We start from the raw sequence: 18449 nt of genomic DNA, 5'->3' as shown, positions 1-18449 counted from the left end.
TGAAAATCCGAGAAAAAACCCAGACCATACCCATATTGTTTAGTATAAGTTATAGCGTGTATTTTATGTATAGTGACGCTGATTTTAATAATAGATAGCTTACTATATAGTAAAGTCAGTCAGTAACCCCAGAAGAGATTTCTGAAAAAAGAAAATATAACATTATATGTTAACTAATTGCATCATCTTGATTATAAGGAAAAGAACATGAGGGCAGGACGGTACATTGGCGTGATGTCAGGCACAAGTTTAGATGGTGTTGATGTTGTACTGGCTGCAATAAGCAATAAGTTTGTAGCACAACAAACTAACTATTTTCTTCCTTATCCGCAAAACTTGCGTCAGCGTATTCTCTCTGTATGCCAAGGGCAGCCTGCCACGCTACATGAACTAGGGCTATTAGATGCGCAATTGGGTGAACTCTATGCTCAAGCTATCATTGGATTATTATCAAAAGCTAAATTAAGTGCCAACGATATTACGGCGATAGGTTGCCATGGACAAACAGTGTGGCATGAACCTGAAAGCCCACTTCCATTTACTATGCAAATTGGTGATAACAACCGGATTGCAGCATTAACAGGTATAACAACAGTCGGAGATTTTCGCCGTCGTGATATGGCTTATGGTGGGCAAGGTGCACCATTAGTACCTGCTTTTCATCTCGCTGTATTAGGTCATCCTATTGAAAAACGTATTATTTTAAATATTGGTGGTATTGCTAATATCTCACTGCTATTGCCCGGTGTCGCGGTTAAAGGTTATGACACAGGCCCTGGTAATATGCTATTGGATAGCTGGAACTGGATCCATAATCAGACACCTTATGATGAAAATGGACAATGGGCAGCAACAGGTACTGTCAATAGAACGTTACTTAAAGAGATGCTTGCTGATCCCTATTTTTCTCGTTCAGCGCCCAAAAGTACAGGTCGAGAATACTTTAATACGCAATGGCTAAATTACCATTTAGCACAAGTTCCTAATGTGTTTCCTGAAGATGTGCAAGCAACATTAGTTGAACTGACTGCCATGAGTATTGTGCAGCAAGTACAATTAAGTGGTGGATGTGAACGTCTTCTTGTTTGTGGTGGTGGTGCGCGTAATGGGCAAATAATGCAACGATTAGCCGCATTACTTCCTGGTACAGAAGTGGCTCCAACGGATAAATATGGGTTGAGTGGTGATGACATGGAAGCCCTCGCATTTGCGTGGCTTGCCGCTCGTACTCTTGCCAATGAATCAGGAAATTTGCCTTCTGTAACAGGGGCATCAAGAGAAACCGTTTTAGGGGCTATTTACCCTACAAATCCCCGTTAAGCGTGATATGCTGAACCCAGTTTCTCAAAAGAGAGAGTGAAAAATGACAGAACTTGATTTTATTGATGTTGCTGATCTTCGCCGTGAATATATGAATGGTGGATTACGACGTCATGAGTTAACCGAAGAGCCTCTGGTTTTGTTTGAAAAATGGCTAAAACAGGCCTGTGAAGCGAGATTAAGCGATCCCACAGCAATGTGTGTTGCAACCGTGGATGAAAATGGACAGCCTTATCAGCGAATTGTGTTGCTAAAACACTTCGATGAAAAAGGACTCGTGTTCTATACCAATTTGGGCAGCCGTAAAGCGAGCCATTTAGAGCATAATCAAAAAGTGAGTCTGTTATTTCCATGGTATCCCTTAGAAAGACAAGTGTGTTTCTTAGGTAAAGCCGAGAGACTCTCTTCACTTGAGGTTATTAAATATTTTCATAGTCGCCCTAAAGATAGCCAAATTGCAGCTTGGGCTTCTGCGCAGTCATCTCGAATTTCTGCAAGAGGCGTATTAGAAAGCAAATTTATGGAATTAAAACAGAAATTTCAAAATGGTGAAGTGCCATTACCAAGTTTCTGGGGTGGATATCGCGTGACGTTCGATTCTGTCGAATTTTGGCAAGGAAGAGAAAATCGTTTACATGATCGTTTTATCTACCAAAAATCACCAGAAGGGTGGGCTATAGAGCGATTAGCGCCTTAATTGCTTATTGATTTAAATTTTATCTCAAAAAGGCTTTTTCTACTGGTACTTAGCGTGGTAGCGCTTTATGCTATACCACTTATATTTTACTTATATTTTAAATAGACAAAAAACAATAAACCGATGGAGTCATTGATGTCTAGCAAGAACCTAATCACACAATTGCAGGAGCGTGGGCTAATCGCTCAGGTCACGGATGAGGCAGCTTTAGTAGAGCGTTTGGAGCAAGGTCCTATCGCTCTCTATTGTGGCTTCGATCCTACCGCTGATAGCCTGCACTTGGGGCATTTGGTTCCTTTGCTGTGTTTAAAACGATTCCAACTAGCCGGGCATAAGCCTGTGGCGTTGGTGGGTGGTGCAACGGGTCTAATTGGTGATCCTAGTTTTAAAGCCACCGAGCGCAAACTGAATACCCAAGATACTGTTCACGAATGGGTAGAAAAAATTCGTAGACAAGTGTCACCTTTCTTAGATTTCGACAGTGGTGAAAACAGTGCGGAATTAGCAAACAACTATGACTGGTTTGGTCAAATGGATGTGCTAACTTTCTTGCGTGATATCGGTAAACACTTCTCTGTGAACCAAATGATCAACAAAGAAGCGGTTAAGCAGCGTTTAAACCGTGATGATGTTGGTATCTCCTTTACTGAATTCGCCTATAACCTATTACAAGCTTATGACTTTGCGTCATTAAATAAGCATGTAGGTGTGGAGTTACAAATTGGTGGCTCTGATCAGTGGGGTAACATCACTTCAGGTATCGATTTAACCCGTCGTTTCAATCAGAAACAAGTTTTTGGTATGACAGTACCATTAATTACCAAATCTGACGGTACTAAATTCGGTAAAACAGAAGGTGGTGCAGTTTGGTTAGATCCTAAGAAAACTAGCCCGTACAAATTCTACCAATTCTGGATAAACACGGCTGACGCAGATGTGTACCGCTTCTTAAAATTCTTCACCTTTATGAGCATTGACGAAATTAATGCACTTGAAGAAGAAGATAAAAATAGCGGACAAGCACCTCGTGCACAACGCGTATTAGCAGAACTTGTTACTCGCTTAGTTCATGGCGAAGAAGGTTTAATTGCTGCACAACGTATCACTGAAAGTTTATTTTCTGGTGCAATTGCAGAGTTAACTCAAGCCGATCTTGAACAACTCGCGCAAGATGGTATGCCTACTATTGAGCTAGAAAAAGGCAGTGATTTACAACAAGCGCTGGTAAATGCAGAATTAGTACCTTCACGTGGTCAGGCGCGTACAATGATTGGCTCTAACGCTGTTTCTATTAATGGCGATAAGCAAGACAACCCTGAGTACACTTTTGAAGAAAAAGATTTCTTATTTGGTCGTTACTCTATTTTACGTCGTGGCAAAAAACACTATTGCCTCATCATCTGGAAGTAACTGACAGTAAAGGGCAGCCGGTGTGTTGCCCTTTTTCTTGATAACAATAAATAAATGTATATACCTCGCCTATGATGATAAAGCTTGGGTGTTGTGTGTATTCACAATAATCGGTTTATGTCATGAAAAATATACTCTCTATTCAATCTCATGTTGTTTTTGGTCACGCAGGTAACAGCGCTGCGGAATTCCCAATGCGTCGTATGGGTGTGAATGTTTGGCCTTTAAATACGGTTCAATTTTCTAACCACACACAATACCCAGAAAAGTGGACAGGTTGTGTCATGTCCGCATCACATATCACAGAAATTGTCGATGGTATTGCTGCAATTGGTAAACTGGCACAATGTGATGCCGTATTGAGTGGTTATTTAGGATCAGCAGAACAAGGTTTACGTATTGTTGATATCGTTAAAAAAGTAAAACAAGCTAACCCGAATGCATGGTACTTTTGTGATCCTGTAATGGGTCATCCTGAAAAAGGCTGTATTGTGCCACCTGAAGTTTCTGGGGTGTTATGTGAAGAAGCATTACCTATTAGCGATATTATTGCACCAAATCTATTAGAGCTAGAAACCTTAACGGGTGGTAAAGCGCTTCATAATGTCGATGAATGTGTAAATGCTGCTCGTGAGCTTTGCCGACAAGGTCCTAAGGTCGTATTAGTAAAACATTTATCTCGCGCAGGTTATCGTCATGACCGCTTTGAGATGCTATTAGTAACCGCAGAACATAGCTGGCATGTTAGCCGTCCATTAGTCGATTTTGGCGAACGTCAGCCTGTTGGTGTTGGTGATTTAACAAGTGGATTAATGCTGGTGGATTTATTAAAAGGTGTAGAGTTATCAACGACTCTAGAACACGTTGCCGCTGCCGTTTATGAAGTGATGTTAAAAACTAAAGAGATGAATGAGTACGAACTGCAATTAGTTGCCGCGCAAGATCAAATGGTGCATCCAACCCATAAATTCTGCGCAACACAAATTGATTAAAAAGTGTTCTATTTAAGCGAATTAATAAAATGAGAAACGGAAGCTTTAGGGCTTCCGTTTTTTTATGATAATAACGTTACTCTTTAACCAACCCTTCCGTGACTAATGCACTATGAACATTAGGGCGTTGTGCAATTCGTTTTAGGTAATCTTGTAGGTGAGTTAAGTCGGTTATCTCTAATCCAACATGAGGTGCCCATTGGCTAAGCGTAAACAAGTAAGCATCAGCAACCGTAAAGTGATTGCCACAAATAAAATTATGTTTTGCTAATACTTCATCGACATAACGGAATTTACCTTTCAGTTTCTCTTTCACTATTGGCACATAACTTTCAGGGGTATCTGGTGAAAATAGTGGACCATAACCTTTATGCACTTCACTGGCTAAAAAATTTAACCACTCAATTTGATGATAGCGCTCTAGCGATTTTGGTGGAGAAATTAAGTTTCTGTCAGGTTTTAAATCAGCAAGATATTGCACAATAGCAACACCTTCAGTAAGGATATCACCATTATCTAATTGAAGTACGGGGACTTGCCCTTTGGGGTTAATACTTAGAAAGTCTTTACCTGATTCGGTCTTTTTCGCTCGTAAATCGATACGCTCAATTGAAAAATCTAAACCTGTTTCACGTAAAACGATATGAGGAGAAAGTGAGCAACTGCCTGGTGTGTAGTACAATTTCATATTGAACGACTCCCTATCAATGAGATGGCAATAATGATGTGGATATAAAAGAAGATCATCACTAAGTTAAGATAATAGGGTTTTCTAAGAATTTAGCAAACTCAAATGATGCTAATAAAAAAGGCTTTTGTAAATTTGTGAACAATGATGTTAATTGATGAAAATTATAGAAACTATAATTTCCCCTCGTGAAATATTGATAATTATACAAAGGGATAGTTATCATCAATCTTCTAGTGTGGGTAGAAACGAGATATCAAGATAATAGCGTTTAGGATTTTTTTTATCTATATACACAGTAATTAGATTTGAATTAATATAAGGCGATGGATCAAAAAAAATATAATCACTTTTATATCGAATAACTCGGTTGTTCAATTTATCATGATAATCAGCAATAATTTGATAAGGCGATTGGCGATTAATTTGAATATAATTATTAAGAATAACATCAGTTATCTTAACGGTTAAAGGTGAACCCTCTCTTTTTAGTCGTTGATTTTTATTATTTTTCTTTCTCCCGATAAAAATCGGGATAAGCCCGATAGAAGCAAAAACCAAACCAAAAACAGCTAAAATTAATCCAGCACCATATAAGCTAAAAAAGTTATTAATTGATGCTTTCTTAGGACTGTTAGGAAGATAAATCACCTCTACTTCATTGCCAATACTATTGTGATAATTGCTGCTTCCAGCAGAAGAGCGAAAAATAATTTCTATATTATCTTCTGTATTAAATTGAACAATGGGAAAGTAAGTTTGCTTATTATCAGACGAACGGTCAATACTAACATCAATTATAACACCTGTTGTTTCTACGCCATTTCTAATAAAATTTAATTCTGATTTAATAACAAACAGGGAAATAATAAAAATAACGGCACCAATAAAAGAAAAAACATAAAAAACAAAACTAAATTTTTTCATACATTACATCCACTGTTTAATATACGACATGTTATTTATTTAATTGAAAGAAAGACTATAGGAAGATGTTTATAAATAAAAGCAGAACTTACTTATAATAACCTAAAGATAAAAAGTTTTTAAATAAATAGTGAGATGAAAGAGAGGGTAAAGAGAAGATAAATGGAGGGTACTGGGCGAAAATTATGGCGTACCAAGACATTATAATAAAAAAGAGAACCCCGAAAAACGGAGTCCTCTTTCTATAGAAAGAAAATTATTTCAGTTCTAATTCATTCATTGCAGCGATACTAAAACCACCATCAACATGGATAATTTCACCTGTGATACCGCCTGATAAATCAGAGCACAGGAATGCCGCTGTATTACCTACATCTTCTGTAGTTACAGTACGACGCAGTGGTGTAACAGATTCGCAGTGGCTTAACATTTTACGGAAATCTTTGATACCAGATGCCGCTAATGTACGGATTGGGCCTGCTGAAATACCATTAACACGAATACCTTCAGGACCCATAGCATTTGCCATATAACGAACGTTAGCTTCTAAAGATGCTTTAGCCAGACCCATAACGTTATAGTTAGGAATTGCACGTTCCGCACCCAAGTATGTCAGGGTTAACAGCGCAGAATTAGGGTTTAACATTTCACGGCTTGCTTTTGCCATCGCAACAAAGCTGTATGCACTGATATCGTGGGCAATTTTAAAGCCTTCACGAGTTACAGCATTAACATAGTCGCCATCTAATTGGTCTGCTGGTGCAAAACCAATAGAGTGAACAAAACCATCGTATTTAGGCCAAACTTTTGCCAGCTCTGCATACATTGCAGCGATGCTGTCGTCTTGCGCTACATCGCACTCTAATACGATGCTAGAATCTAACGATGCCGCAAATTCTTCAACACGAGGTTTGAGTTTTTCATTTTGATAGGTGAATGCAAGTTCAGCACCTTGGTCATGCATAGCTTTGGCAATACCATAAGCAATTGATAATTTACTAGCAACACCAGTAATAAGAATGCGTTTGCCGGTCATAAAGCCCATAGCTGTATCCTTGTTTTTTTTCGTAAATCGCGATAATAACATCACTCAGAATTTTAGTTATCTGTTAGGTTATCACGCTTATTGTTAATAAACGTGGCTGATTCTACCACGACATTTGTAAATTTGTTTAATTTCCCTAGCACCTCCGAGGAGTTAAGGAAAAAGGGTGAAATAATGTGCAATAACTATTATGCCGATATTATTTACTCTTAAGGTAAATCTTGACGCCACGCTTCTGCTGTTAGGGCTTCACCAAAATGGCTAGCAACAAGCCTGCGTGTTACTTCATGTAAAGGTGATGCCAGAACTTCGGCAGTATTACCGCGTTCAACCACTTCACCATTATCCATTACAATAATTTTATCACTGATATGTTTTGTCATGCCTAAATTTTGCGTGACATAAATATAGGCAATATCATGCGTCTCTTGCAGCTCTAACATTAAATTTATAATTTGTGAGCGCAAAGACATATCGAGAGATGCTATCGCTTCATCTGCAATAATAACTTGTGGTTGTAAGATTAATGCCCGAGCCAAAGCAATACGTTGGCGTTGCCCCGATGCAAACATATGGGGGTAATAATTAGCATGTTCAGGTAAAAGTCCAACTTGACGTAGCGTTTGATAGATCCGCTTTTCACGCTCTATTGCGCTTAAGTCAGTATTGAGGCGCAAGGGAATATCAAGCGTTTGACCAATACGCTGACGAGGATTCAGGGAGTTGGTGGGATCTTGAAATATCATCCGAATTCGTTGACTACGATAAGAGTAATCGCCAAAACTGAGTTGATGCCCATTAATAAAAATCTCACCTTCAGTGGGTTCTGTCACTCCTGATAGCATTCTTGCTAAGGTTGATTTTCCTGAACCATTAGCACCAATAATGGCTAATGTCTGTTTAGGCTCAAGCGTAAAGCTTACTGGCTTTACAGCAACGTGCTGTTGACGACGAAAAAGTCCCGTGCGATAGCGAAACGTTTTTGATAAGTTTTTAACTTCGAGTAATTTATCGAACATCTGTCGGCTCCACATTTAATGGAAAATGGCAGGCTACAGAGTGGTTTTTAAATAAACGCAAACGCGGTGCCTCAATACATTGACGTTGTGCATAAGGGCAGCGTGGACCTAAACGGCAACCTACAGGCAGGTGCTCTAAAGAGGGAATTGCACCAGGCAATGTATTTAATCGACTTTTATGAATTAGCGAGTTAGTAAAATCGGGAATAGAGCGAACAAGTGCTTGAGTATAAGGGTGATAAGGTGTCACTAATAGCTCATCAGGTACTGCTGTTTCTACGGTTTGACCACAATACATTACCGTTATTTTATTCGCTAATTTACTCATCCATTGCAAATCATGGCTAATCAAGAGGATAGTCATATTATTATTCTGGTTAAGCCGTGTTAATAAACGAAATATTTGTGTTTGCGTTGCTGGTTCCATCGCATTAGTTGGTTCATCTGCAATAAGTAATCGAGGCTGATTTGCAATAGCAATAGCAATCATCACCTTCTGGCATTCGCCTTCCGTTAGTTCATAAGGATAACTATGCATAATATCTTTATGATCTTTAATACCAACACGATGCAACAACTCAATAGCACGACGTTTACGCCAATGAAACCTCTGCCACCAATGACCTTTAAATGTCCAGCCCGGGATAGCTTGTATCAACTGCTGTTCAATTTTTGTTGCAGGATCGAGACAAGATTGAGGCTCTTGAAATATCATTGATATATTGTGACCAATAACTTTACGACGTGCTCTTGGTGACAGTTTGAGTAAATCAATGTCATCAAAACGAAAACGGTCAGCGGTTACATTAATATTATCTTTGGTAACTCCGCAGATAGCTTTAGCAATTAAGCTTTTTCCTGAACCAGATTCGCCAACTAAGCCTCTTACTTCACCTTCGTTTAGTGTGATAGAGACGCGATCAACCGCTTTAACTGGGCCATCAGGCGTCATAAATTCAATGGTTAAATTGCGGATATCCAATAACGGCATTATTCGACTCCTTCATTGATTGCACGCTGTAAACCATCACCTAATAGATTAACCAGTAAAACACTTATCATAATGGTTGCGCCAGGAATTAAAACTGTCCAAGGTGCCACATAAATTAACTCTAATGAGTCGCCTAACATTGCCCCCCATTCAGGAGAAGGTAATTGAGCGCCTAAATTAAGAAAGCCTAAAGCGGTAATATCAAGAATAGCTATCGAGAATGCACGCGTTAATTCTGATACTAAAACAGGCGTAATATTAGGAAGTACCGTATACCATAGAATAGAGATATTAGACGCGCCATCAAGACGAGCGGCAATAACGTACTCTTTGTTTAGCTCATCATTTACCGCAGAATAAATCATTCGAACTAAGCGAGGTAACAGCGCTAGCCAGATTGCTATCATGGCGTGTTCTAGGCTTGTTCCTACAAACGCCACAACGATAATTGCCAACAATAATGATGGAATAGAGAGCAGTGTATCTAAAATATGATTTAACACTGCGGATTTAAGCCCGTGAGTCATACCGGCAAGACAGCCAATAATTAACCCCATTAATGTTGCCGCAAAGGTAACGATAAACGCACCACCAAAAGTTAAGCTTGCCCCAATTAAGATCCGACTAAAAACGTCTCTACCTAAATCATCTGTACCAAAGAAGTAGGAGACATTCCCGTTTTGATACCATGAAGGTGGCGTTAATTGATGCCCAAAAAATTGTTGATCAAGGGCATGAGGCGCAATATATGGTCCAACGATGCTTAATACTAACAAAAAGATAACGCCATAAAATCCGACCATGGCGATAACATCTTTAGAAAAACATTGCCAAATCACATGAGCAGGAGATGGTGTTTTTTTCTCTTTATAAAATTGGCTATCTAAAGGCATATCCCACCTTATGTTTCATCGGATTACTCATTGCACCCACAATATCTGATAGCACATTAACAATAATGACCATTGACCCAATTAACATGACACCGGCTGAGATGGCAGAGTAGTCTTGTTGGCGAATGGCAGTAACCAACCAACGACCAAGACCCGGCCAGTTAAAAACAATTTCTGTCACCATTGTGAGAGTTAACATGGTAGAGAACTGTAAGCCTAATTTAGGAATAATGGGGGGTAAAGCATTATGAAGAATATGACGACGAATAATGGTAAAACGTGAGAGACCTCGCGTTGCTGCTGCTTTTACATAGTTTTCAGCCATGATCTCTTCAGTGCTATTACGCATAAGTCTAATTACTTCCGTTGTTGGTGCAATGGCTAATGTCGTAACAGGTAAAACTAAGTGCTGTAATACATTGATTATCATCTGCTGACGATAAGGTGAATCAGATAACCATGCATCAACGAGTGCAATTCCTGTCACCGTTTGCAGGTTATATAACAAGTCAATACGACCTGATACAGGAAGCCAACCGAGTTTTAGTGAGAAAAAGAGGGTTAATAATAGAGCAAGTCCAAAAACAGGGACAGAAAAGCCCAATAAAGCAAAGTTACTAATGAGAATATCGGCAGGTTTATTACGCCAAACACCAGCAATAATACCCGCAGGAATACCAACAAGTAATGCAAAAATAAAGGCGAGGGTGCAAAGCTCCATTGTTGCTGGAAGCGCTTCGATCAGTTGATCACGAATAGATTCGCCATTAATTGATGATATTCCAAAATCTAAATGAACCATATTATGAGTGTAAAAAATATAAGCATCGGTGAGCGATGCGCCACTCAATGGACCATTAGGCGTGTAATAACTTAAGCTAAAACTGACTAATGACAGCAAAAACAGTGTCACAATTAATAAAAGTAATCGACGTATCGAATAGATAATCATGGATTATTCGTTGCCTCTTTGCTGCTATTATGCTCATCAACTTCAGTTTCTCGATAAACCCCTGCAAAAGAGGCATTACCAAAGGTGCTTAATAAAAGTCCTTTAATATCATAGCGATAAGCTTGCATGCGTAAAGAATTAGCTAAAGGTAAAACGGGCAGTTCTTGAGCTAAAACATCCTGTGCTTCGTGATAATAGTCCATACGAGATGCTAACTGTTGACTGTAGAGCGCTTTTTTCAATATTTCATCAAAGTCAGGTGAACACCAGTGACTTAAGTTAGTCTGCGAACTAATCGCAGCACAACTAAATAGCGGGCGGAAAAAACTATCGGGATCGTTACTGTCTGTTGACCAACCAGATAATGTCATATCATGAGTCCTATCCATCATTGTTGTTTCTTGGTAACGACCTTCAATCGGGCGAATATTCATCTTAATACCCACTTGCGCTAAATCTGCTTGTATCAACTCTGCCATTTTTAATGGGCTTGGGTTATAAGATTGAGAAGCACTAGGCACCCATAAATTTAACTTAAGCCCTTCAAGACCTAACTCTTTAAGAATTTGTTTCGATTTTTCAGGATTATATTCTGTAATTTTAGCTCGATTATCATAAGCCCAAGAGGCGCGAGGAAGCACCGATGCAGCAGTTTCGGCAGTTCCATAATATATTGATTCCATTAATCGTTCGTTATTAATAGCGTAAGCTATTGCTTGGCGAACTTTCAAATCATTTAGCGGTGGTTTACTGGTGTTAAATGCCAAATAAGCGATATTCATACCGGAGCGTAATGTTAGTCTTAGACGAGGATCATCTCGCAATACTTTTAGCTGACTCGCTGCGGGATAAGCTAAAACGTCACATTCGCCCGTTAATAATTTAGAAATACGTCCTGTACCACCGGCACCCATATCAATGACAATTTGCTGCATTTTAGGTTCACCTTTCCAGTAATTATGATTCCTAAAAAGTCGAACAAATTGACCCGCTTGATACTCATCGAGTAAAAAAGGTCCTGTGCCTACAGGTTTCCAATCAAGTTGTGATTGTGTTCCTGCATCAACAAGATTTTTCGCATATTCAGCAGAAAGGATAGGGGCATAATGAGTTGCCAAATGCCATAAAAAAGAGGCGTCAGGCTCTTTTAGACTAAATTCAACAGTATATTGCCCAAGTTTTTTAATTGATTGAATATTATCAGCAAAACGTAAGCTATCGAAGTAAGGATATTGACCGCCATTAACTTGGTAAAAAGGATTTTCAGGGTCAAACATTCGTTCAAAACTAAAGATAACATCATCTGCTGTTAATTTACGTGTTGGGTTAAACCACTGAGTTTGTTGAAATGAAACATTTCTACGTAAATAAAAACGATAAGTTGCACCGTTATCAAGAGTTTCCCATCGCGCGGCAAGCTCAGGAATCAGTCGATAAGTGTAAGGGTCAACATCTAATAAACGGTCGTAAAGTTGTGCCGCGAGAGGATCAATAATTAATCCGCTACTTGATAATTGGGGATTAAAGGTATTTACACTGCCATCTACGCAGTAAACAAAGCCATTTTGATGAATTTGTGTTGGCTCTTGTTCTACCGATATCACTTGCGTCATAGGGGCTGCATTAGCAACAGAAGCCATGCATAAAGAGGCGAGTAGCATAGTACTAACAAGTAAAATAGGGCGCATAAATAATGTCTTTTATAGAAACGATTTTGCTATTGTAACTTAAAAAACTTTCTATCCCCAAATTGTCAAAAAACAAAGTGAGAAAAATTCTCAATAAAAAGCTTTACAAATGCTAATGATAAATATTATCATCCGTATTGTCCTTTGGCAGTAAAGAGGTTTTCTACCAAAGGCACGACATTGCTCACATTGCTTCCAGTATTTTTTTACTAGCCAGCTCGGGTGCTGGCTTTTTTTTTATCTGCCATTTATCTCTTCTAGAACAAAGCATTTTATCAACTACTTTTATTCCTCTATTCCTCTATTCCTCTATTCCTCTATTCCTCTATTCCTCTATTCCTCTAATTCACTGATTGATGCTTTTTAATCAGTCCTCGTAATTGATCATAGCTTAAAGACAATTTTTCTGCGGCAGCTTTCTGATTATATTGTGCTTCTTTTAGTGCAACATCGACTAGCGCTTTTTCTGTATCGTTTTGCCATTGTCGTAAATCTAACGGTAAAGAGGGCAGTGCAGATGAGGTCAATGATGATTTTATTGCATTAGATGGCGGCACCATTAGTGCCCGCTGCGTGCGAGCAAAGGGATCAATAATAATATTATCTAACTCGTTATCACTTTCTCCATGACGATAGACAGAGCGTTCAACCACATTTTTTAATTCACGAATATTACCCGGCCAAGCATAATCTAACAGGGTTTGGCTTGCGCTTTCACTAAAGCCAGGGAAAAACGGCAATCCCAACTCTTGGCACATAGCAATAGCAAAATTTTCAGCCAATAACATAATATCGGCTCTGCGCTCTCTTAATGGTGGAATTCTTATTACATCAAAAGCGAGTCTATCGAGTAAGTCAGCTCTAAATTTCCCCTCTTCTGCCATTGCGGGTAAATCAGCATTAGTTGCACAGATGAGTCTGACATCAACATGAAGCGATTGGCTACCACCAACACGCTCTAAATGACCATATTCAATAACTCTCAGTAATTTTTCTTGCACAAGCATTGGCGCTGTTGCTAATTCATCAAGAAACAATGAACCACCATCTGCTCGTTCAAAACGGCCTTGATGGCGGTTTTTAGCACCCGTAAAAGCGCCTGCTTCATGACCAAAAAGTTCAGAATCAAGTAAATTATCATTTAACGCAGAGCAGTTAATTGAAATAAAAGGACCTTGCCACCAAGGGGCAAGATAGTGCAATCGATGAGCGATTAGCTCTTTACCTGTACCGCGTTCACCAATAATTAAGACGGGTTTTTTAAGTTGAGCAAGTGCAGAGGTCTGTTCTAATACATCAATAAACTGGCTGTCTACTCCAATAATGGTCTCTAGATTCTTATTCATTGGTTAAATTCACCATACAGAGGTATTTTTTACCATGTTATCAGTTGTCTGAATATTAAGCTAATTTAAATAAGCTATTATTTATCAATGTATTAAGGTTATTATAAAAGTTGGCACGTAAATTGTATTAATAAAAGTAAGCAGGGTATTATCAGTGATAATGCCATTTAAAATGAAACAATTGAACGCTACTATCTAGCATAGCTATTAAGGATGACATCATGGGTATATTTTCACGTTTTGCCGATATTATTAATGCCAACATCGCTTCTTTATTAGATAAAGCAGAAGATCCAGAAAAAATGATCCGCCTGATGATCCAAGAAATGGAAGATATGCTGGTGGAAATTCGGACTACATCAGCACGTACTTTAGCTGAAAAGAAAGGGTTAGAACGTCGTATTGAACAAGCTGAAAAGCAAATTCAAGATTGGCAAGATAAAGCTGAACTGGCTTTAGTGAAAGATAAAGAAGACTTAGCTCGCGCTGCATTAATTGAAAAACAACGTATTGCTTCAGTCAATGACACTTTAAAACATGAGCTGATTATTATTGATGAAACCTTAGAGCGACTAAAAGGTGAAATTCGTGAATTGGAAAACAAGTTGACAGAAACCCGTGCAAAACAGCAATCACTGGTGGTTCGTCATCAAGCAGCAAACTCTTCACGTCAAGTTCGTCGTCAATTAGACAGTGGTAAAATGGATGCTGCAATGGCGCGTTTTGAGCAATTTGAACGCCGAATTGATCATATGGAAGGTGAAGCTCAAAGTTATGGCTTAGGTAAAGAAAAATCTTTAGACCAACAGTTTGCTGAATTAAAAGCTGATGATGAAATTAGCGCGCAATTAGCAGCGTTAAAAGCTAAAATCAATATCAACAAAGAGTAATAGCAAGCGTAATAACCACTTATAAAGGATATGTAATGGGCTATATATTTCTGGGAATACCACTGACTATCTTTATTCTATTTATTCTACCTATCTGGCTGTGGTTACATTACAGCAGTAGAAAGGGAGGAGGTAGTGTTCAGCTAACCCAACAAGAAATGCAGCGACTGAGCGCGCTGGTGGATCAAGCTCAACAGATGCAGGAACGCATTAAGACACTAGAACAAATACTTGATGCAGAACATCCTAACTGGAGGCAATCATAATGACGATGCAACAAACGCAACTGTATCGTTTGCCACAAGAGGGAATGATCCGTGGTGTATGCGCAGGGCTAGCCCATTATTTTAATATTCCTGTTTTACTGGTTAGGGTTATTGCGGTGATTGCTCTGTTTGCAGGCTTTTTTGGTTTAACCATTGTGGCTTATTTAGTTTTAAGTTTTTTTATGGAGCCGGCACCTGATAATTACAATCAGGATCAACAGCAGCAAGAAAGTTTAAAAGAGATCTTAAATGGCGTAGATAGCCAATTAATGCGCGGAGAAAAGCGTTTGCAGCAAATGGAACGTTACATTACTTCTTCAACGTATCAATTAAATAAACGCTTTCGAGATTTATAATTTTCTCGCCACTTAATCTGAATGACGCTCCTTTTATTGGAGCGTCTTTTTTTAAATGCATTTCTTTGTTCGCTAATTAATCTCTAAAGATAAAGTGGTTTAATCAGGAGGATTGTGTGAATTGCACCAACTCAGAAGCAACGATTAAAAAAAATAATCTCACCAAGTTAATCCAAAAAGGGTTAACATTTGGTTTTATGTTATTCACTTTATTAGGACCAGCGGCAATAACTGGCGGTATATTAAGGCGTATAAGTAGTAAGCCGTTACGTTGGTTGGTTCTGTTGATAGCTGAACCTATTATTACAAAAGGGCTAAATAAGCTATCACGTCAGGTATCTTGGGAGAAACATGAAACGCCTACAAAATGAATTAACTGCATTTATTAATCGCGGAGTCGATAGACACCTTCGTTTAGCTGTTACTGGATTAAGCCGTAGCGGTAAAACAGCATTTATTACTTCGTTGGTTAATCAACTTATAAATGTTCATAGTGGTGCGCGTTTACCTTTATTTTCGGCTGCTCGTAATAAACAGTTATTAGGTGTGAAACGTATTCCACAACATAATTTAAATATTCCACGATTTACTTATGATGAGGGAATGGACTCTCTTTATCACACACCACCAAGCTGGCCTACACCAACAAAAGGCGTGAGTGAAATTCGTTTACAGCTACGTTATCGCTCTAATGAATCACTGACCCGTTTTATAAAAGAGACATCATCACTTTATCTTGAAATAGTCGATTATCCTGGTGAGTGGTTATTAGATTTACCTATGCTAGAACAAGACTATTTTGAATGGTCTGAACAGATGAATAAGGTAAATCGCCAAAGAATATCACCAGAACAAAAATGGCAGTCACTAATTAAAAAATGTGATCCATTTGCACCCGCTGATGAAACCTTATTAGCCGATATTGCAGCGGCTTACACTGAATATTTATTAGACTGTAAAAAAGAAGGCTTACATTTTATTCAACCGGGACGTTTTGTTTTGCCTGGTGAATTAGCAGGCGCTCCTGTTTTACAATTTTTTCCGTGGGCTGATTTACAGCAACATGATATTACGAAATTAAAAAACGCAGATAAACGCACCAATATTGGTATGTTAAAACAGCGTTATGAATATTATGGGCAACATGTCGTCAAAGGTTTCTATCGTGACCATTTTCAAGGATTTGATAGACAAATTGTCTTAGTTGATTGTTTACAACCATTAAACCAAGGTGCCGATGTTTTTAATGATATGCGCCAAGCATTAACACAATTGATGCGTAGTTTTCATTATGGCAAACGTACTTTATTAAGACGCTTATTTTCACCGTGTATCGACAAACTTTTATTTGCAGCGACTAAAGCTGACCATATTACCGCGGATCAACATGAAAATTTAGTTTCGCTATTACAGCAGCTTATTCAAGATGCAAAACAAAATGCTATTTTTGAAGGGATCAGTATTGATTGCATGGGACTTGCCTCCATTGCAGCAACTGAAAGCGGCATAGTTTCACATCATGGTGAGAAAATTCCTGCATTAAAAGGTTTTAGATTAAGTGATAACCAACCGTTGGTCTATTTCCCTGGAGAAGTTCCAAAACGCCTTCCTGAAAAAGCGTTTTGGCAGCAGCAAGGTTTTAATTTTGAATCATTTAGACCACAGCAAATTTCAAGAGATAGTGCCGTTCCACATATAAGAATGGATAGTGCGATGGAGTTTTTGTTAGGGGATAAATTAAAATGAATGAGCCACTAAAATCACGTATTGATTTTAAAGGATCTGTACTTCAAGACGAAGACGTTATCCTAAAAAAGAGTGTCGATTTTAATAACGAAGAACAATTTCTGCCTTTTAACCCACAATTAGAGCAAGAAGAAAATGAAGGGCGCTTAGAAGGTGAAATTCAATCTGTTTTAAAACCCAAAAAAAGTGTATGGAAACGGTTATTAACAGTAGCAACCACCATTTTAGGTGTAAGTGTTATCGCTCAAGCTGGGCAATGGATTTATGAATCGTGGATAAATTCTGATTGGATTGCTTTAGGTGCTGCAAGTGCGGGTGGTTTAATTGTTGTCGCAGGAATAGGTTCTGTTATTACTGAGTGGGTTCGTATTTATCGTTTACGTCAACGAGCAGATGAAAGAGATAAAGCAAAAGCGCTGCTCTATAGCCATGCGATGGGAAATGGACGACCATTTTGCGAAAATCTCGCTAAACAAGCAGGCGTAAATCCCCAACACCCAGCTTTTATTCGTTGGCAGAGTGCATTACATGATACTCATAATGATAGAGAAGTTTTAGAGCTTTATAGCCAATTAGTTCAACCTATTTTAGATAAGCAAGCCAGAGCTGAAATTAGCCGTTCTGCTGCAGAATCAACCCTTATGATTGCAGTTAGTCCATTAGCAATGGTTGATATGGCGTTTATTGGTTGGCGCAATATTCGGTTAATTAACCGTATTGCTGAAATATATGGTATTGAATTAGGCTATTACAGTCGTTTAAAACTATTTCGTCTTGTTTTAGTCAATATTGCTTTTGCAGGAGCCACTGAGTTAGTCACAGAAGTTGGTATGGATTGGCTATCTCAAGACTTAGCTGCAAGATTATCAACAAGAGCAGCGCAAGGTATAGGTGCTGGGCTATTAACCGCGCGCTTAGGGATTAAAGCGATGGAGCTTTGCCGCCCACTTCCGTGGATTGATAATAATAAGCCTAAGTTAGGCGATTTTAGAAAAGAGCTTATTGGTCAATTAAAGAACACATTAGGAAGTAAGAAAAAGGAATAGGCTATTCCTTGGATATACTCTTAACTCAACTCAATCAAAGCCGCTGATAAATATCAGCGGCTTTTTTTATTGTTATAATAATTAATTTAAATTGTTTTATAGAAAATAAATTATATAAATAAAATTAAAATATAACTAGAAGATTAGACAAACAATAATTTATTAACCTTAAGTTAT

At 38.5% G+C, this 18449-nt stretch carries 19 protein-coding genes; 10 read left to right on the top strand and 9 right to left on the bottom strand.

Annotated features, from left to right (window positions below; genetic code table 11):
• The first annotated feature begins 207 nt into the window (after window positions 1-207).
• The 4 genes from anmK to pdxY all read left to right on the top strand — a co-directional run bounded on the left by anmK (window position 208) and on the right by pdxY (window position 4419).
• Window positions 208-1320 (top strand): anhydro-N-acetylmuramic acid kinase, encoded by a 1113-nt coding sequence (gene anmK / locus ABN099_RS08705; protein WP_349463279.1) that lies wholly within the window; start codon window positions 208-210, stop codon window positions 1318-1320.
• Window positions 1321-1363: 43 nt separating this feature from the next.
• Complete coding sequence (gene pdxH, locus ABN099_RS08700) at window positions 1364-2017, top strand: pyridoxamine 5'-phosphate oxidase (protein WP_349463278.1); 654 nt, start codon at window positions 1364-1366, stop codon at window positions 2015-2017.
• Window positions 2018-2152: 135 nt separating this feature from the next.
• The gene (tyrS, locus tag ABN099_RS08695) at window positions 2153-3427 is read left to right on the top strand and encodes a tyrosine--tRNA ligase (RefSeq protein ID WP_349463277.1); all 1275 of its coding nucleotides are present in this window, start codon (window positions 2153-2155) and stop codon (window positions 3425-3427) included.
• 122 nt (window positions 3428-3549) lie between these two features.
• Window positions 3550-4419 carry a pyridoxal kinase PdxY gene (gene pdxY / locus ABN099_RS08690; protein ID WP_349463276.1) on the top strand — a complete coding sequence of 290 codons (870 nt, stop codon included), beginning with the start codon at window positions 3550-3552 and terminating at the stop codon, window positions 4417-4419.
• A gap of 76 nt (window positions 4420-4495) precedes the next feature.
• Here the strand turns inward: pdxY and gstA are convergent, their stop codons facing one another.
• From gstA to pspF, 9 genes are all read right to left on the bottom strand, one after another.
• Window positions 4496-5107 (bottom strand): glutathione transferase GstA, encoded by a 612-nt coding sequence (gene gstA, locus ABN099_RS08685; protein WP_349463275.1) that lies wholly within the window; start codon window positions 5105-5107, stop codon window positions 4496-4498.
• 225 nt (window positions 5108-5332) lie between these two features.
• Complete coding sequence (locus ABN099_RS08680; protein ID WP_349463274.1) at window positions 5333-6034, bottom strand: DUF3592 domain-containing protein; 702 nt, start codon at window positions 6032-6034, stop codon at window positions 5333-5335.
• Between the two features lie 256 nt (window positions 6035-6290).
• Window positions 6291-7079, bottom strand: coding sequence for an enoyl-ACP reductase FabI (gene fabI / locus ABN099_RS08675; protein ID WP_349463273.1), 789 nt, complete (start codon window positions 7077-7079; stop codon window positions 6291-6293).
• Between the two features lie 209 nt (window positions 7080-7288).
• Window positions 7289-8098, bottom strand: a complete 810-nt coding sequence (gene sapF / locus ABN099_RS08670; protein WP_349463271.1) for a putrescine export ABC transporter ATP-binding protein SapF — start codon at window positions 8096-8098, stop codon at window positions 7289-7291.
• Window positions 8088-9089, bottom strand: a complete 1002-nt coding sequence (gene sapD, locus ABN099_RS08665) for a putrescine export ABC transporter ATP-binding protein SapD (RefSeq protein ID WP_349463269.1) — start codon at window positions 9087-9089, stop codon at window positions 8088-8090. The genes sapF and sapD overlap by 11 nt, the downstream gene beginning before the upstream one ends.
• Window positions 9089-9982 carry a putrescine export ABC transporter permease SapC gene (gene sapC / locus ABN099_RS08660; protein ID WP_349463268.1) on the bottom strand — a complete coding sequence of 298 codons (894 nt, stop codon included), beginning with the start codon at window positions 9980-9982 and terminating at the stop codon, window positions 9089-9091. Before sapC ends, sapD begins: the two co-directional genes overlap by 1 nt.
• On the bottom strand, window positions 9969-10934 hold the full coding sequence (gene sapB, locus ABN099_RS08655) for a putrescine export ABC transporter permease SapB (RefSeq protein WP_349463267.1): 966 nt from the start codon (window positions 10932-10934) through the stop codon (window positions 9969-9971). The genes sapC and sapB overlap by 14 nt, the downstream gene beginning before the upstream one ends.
• Window positions 10931-12622 (bottom strand): ABC transporter substrate-binding protein SapA, encoded by a 1692-nt coding sequence (gene sapA / locus ABN099_RS08650; RefSeq protein ID WP_349463266.1) that lies wholly within the window; start codon window positions 12620-12622, stop codon window positions 10931-10933. The genes sapB and sapA overlap by 4 nt, the downstream gene beginning before the upstream one ends.
• A 341-nt stretch (window positions 12623-12963) precedes the next feature.
• The gene (gene pspF, locus ABN099_RS08645; RefSeq protein ID WP_349463265.1) at window positions 12964-13968 is read right to left on the bottom strand and encodes a phage shock protein operon transcriptional activator; all 1005 of its coding nucleotides are present in this window, start codon (window positions 13966-13968) and stop codon (window positions 12964-12966) included.
• Window positions 13969-14189: 221 nt separating this feature from the next.
• Here pspF and pspA point away from each other — a divergent pair, with 221 nt between their 5' ends.
• From pspA to ABN099_RS08615, 6 genes are all read left to right on the top strand, one after another.
• Window positions 14190-14858 (top strand): phage shock protein PspA, encoded by a 669-nt coding sequence (pspA, locus tag ABN099_RS08640; RefSeq protein WP_349463263.1) that lies wholly within the window; start codon window positions 14190-14192, stop codon window positions 14856-14858.
• Between the two features lie 35 nt (window positions 14859-14893).
• Window positions 14894-15124 (top strand): envelope stress response membrane protein PspB, encoded by a 231-nt coding sequence (pspB, locus tag ABN099_RS08635; RefSeq protein WP_064719777.1) that lies wholly within the window; start codon window positions 14894-14896, stop codon window positions 15122-15124.
• The gene (gene pspC, locus ABN099_RS08630; protein ID WP_349463262.1) at window positions 15124-15480 is read left to right on the top strand and encodes an envelope stress response membrane protein PspC; all 357 of its coding nucleotides are present in this window, start codon (window positions 15124-15126) and stop codon (window positions 15478-15480) included. The genes pspB and pspC overlap by 1 nt, the downstream gene beginning before the upstream one ends.
• 116 nt (window positions 15481-15596) lie before the next feature.
• Complete coding sequence (locus tag ABN099_RS08625) at window positions 15597-15851, top strand: peptide permease (RefSeq protein WP_349463260.1); 255 nt, start codon at window positions 15597-15599, stop codon at window positions 15849-15851.
• Window positions 15832-17226, top strand: a complete 1395-nt coding sequence (locus ABN099_RS08620; protein WP_349463259.1) for a YcjX family protein — start codon at window positions 15832-15834, stop codon at window positions 17224-17226. The genes ABN099_RS08625 and ABN099_RS08620 overlap by 20 nt, the downstream gene beginning before the upstream one ends.
• Window positions 17223-18272 (top strand): YcjF family protein, encoded by a 1050-nt coding sequence (locus tag ABN099_RS08615; protein WP_349463257.1) that lies wholly within the window; start codon window positions 17223-17225, stop codon window positions 18270-18272. The genes ABN099_RS08620 and ABN099_RS08615 overlap by 4 nt, the downstream gene beginning before the upstream one ends.
• Window positions 18273-18449 lie beyond the last annotated feature (177 nt).

Origin of the sequence: Proteus hauseri, assembly GCF_040139125.1 — a bacterium.
In the GTDB taxonomy this organism is placed as follows: domain Bacteria; phylum Pseudomonadota; class Gammaproteobacteria; order Enterobacterales; family Enterobacteriaceae; genus Proteus; species Proteus hauseri_B.
This window is presented reverse-complemented; position numbering and strand designations above follow the sequence as displayed.